We start from the raw sequence: 2,111 nt of genomic DNA on the forward strand, positions 1-2,111 counted from the left end.
GCTTCTTCAGAAGAATAATAGTTTTTATCTACAATCCTTACCAAAGCTTCATGGTTATCATGTCCCGCAGGAACAAGAACAGTATCCCCAACTTCGTAAGAATCATCATCTGTCAAATAGCAGTAGGTCTTACCTCCCGGCTCAAACTCTACATCACAGAATATATAATCTGATGATGTGCGCTTTGCCTTACCATAAGACGCTTCGTTAAAAAGCTCTCCAATTCCATAGAAAGCCATAAAATCATAAATCTTTTCTATAAACTCCGGATACTCGTCAGGCAGCCCAAGTTTATCAAAAGAACCCTCTATCGTCTTTTCGGTTCCATGCTGTGTGCGAACAGTTATCCTATAGTTGCATTGATTCATTGGATCATCAATGGCATCAGGCGGATTGCCTGTAACATCATCAAACATCTCTGGCCATAATTCATCCAGAAGGCTGCTGATACCTTCCTCTACATGATAAGTATTTGTAACAGAACACTGCTCAGCAAATTGAATATGATTCGTCAGCGTCTCCGTAGCCCTGTCTATTGTCAAAACTTCAGCATAATTCCAGGTCACAAACTCATATTTCGCATCTTCCGGCAAGACCTTCGGCTTAATCTTGGTCTCACGGTTGTACTCAAGTTTTAGATAATCAATCTTTTCAGGACAACCATCAAATACGAATAAATCGTCTCTGCCAGTAGCGGATCTAATCATATCCGAAAGGCCCTCAACTCTATCTCCAGCATTTTCAATTAAAGGCCCGTTGTATTGAAACTCCTTACCTTCTTCGTTTGTTAAAATCATTTCCCAGGAACCCACATCAGTCACGCAGTAAAGCTCATGTTCCTGCGAAAATCTATTTTCTAACACATCAAACAGATTGTTGACAACTCCAACGTCTATCTTAAAGTTTGTCATTTCTATCTGACCACTATCAAAAGATAATCTTGTAAGCAAAACACTGCCATCCGCAGTAATAGTAAGGTGTTGTTCCGTCTCTTCATCCGGCAACGGACATGGACCGTAGCAAACGTTATTGGAGTCAATACGTATCTTCTTCAGTTTTCCTTGGAATAGGTACTCTTCCGAGAGTCTTCCTTCATTCCCCATATTATCAAATTCCTCTATATCCTCACTCGTATCATTCCGATGGACAAATTCCTTTGCAAACGTAGGATTATTAATCGCCTGCCTTATAATTTTCCCAAGGTCTCCATCATCATAAAAATCTTCAGCTTCATACTGTCCAATTTTTAAAAAGCTGATTCCATGCTGCTCACAATACTGTTCAACTTGTCCAATTTTCTTCTGTTCTTCCTGATACTCTTCCCGCATTTCTGCGTATAATTCAGCATCATCATCCAAAAATCCTGAATATTCCGATTCAGAATCATAAACCATAACAACAAGTTCAGGATTCTGTTCTTTTCCAAACAAAACCAAATCTGCAGGCACCACACATCCCGGAAGTTCAACAAATCTCTTGTAGTTATACTTTGATGACCTAAACAATGAGAGTTCTATATGAAAGAGCTTTTTTACATTCTCATCAAGTATGCTCTGAGTTCCGCCAGACCAAGCAACAACATCAAGAAGCATTTCCTTAGTAATGCACGTATTTAAATAAATGTCCGCAAGCGTTCTTCCTTCTTGAAGAAAACACTCAATACCGGCACGAATATTTTCATATACTCCATTTGCATCATCACGGTGGCAGTTGAGATAATATGGGATCTGCATCCTTCTGGCAGCTTCCTCAAACAACTTCCAATACGCTCGTCTTGGCGCAAGCGTGGCCTTGTAAAAAAGATCCTGAATATCCCTTGGGAGCAGTTCATCTATCAGAAAAATAAATTCCTCAACTAGATTCTCATATAACTCATTCGACAACTCACCTACCGGTTGTTCAGGATAGTCAAGATCATACGGCAAGCCCATGTCTTTAAGAGTAATCGGTTCTACACCGTTTACTCTTCCATCTTTTCTGATATTCACATGAAAATCAGGATAAAAGTCCCTGGACTTCAATTTTGCCATACCACTGTACTCCTACACTTCTATATAATATACCAAGGTCGATAATATCTCAGTCGTTGCTCCCTCTTACGCTTTTTTCTA

Annotated in this window: 1 protein-coding gene; it reads right to left on the reverse strand. The window is 39.6% G+C overall.

What is annotated here, in order from left to right; translation table 11 throughout:
* A partial coding sequence (locus K6G87_RS01670; RefSeq protein ID WP_296833018.1) for a hypothetical protein occupies nucleotides 1-2,030 on the reverse strand: 2,030 nt, incomplete at its 3' end.
* Nucleotides 2,031-2,111: the final 81 nt, after the last annotated feature.

This window comes from Butyrivibrio sp. (genome assembly GCF_024699075.1).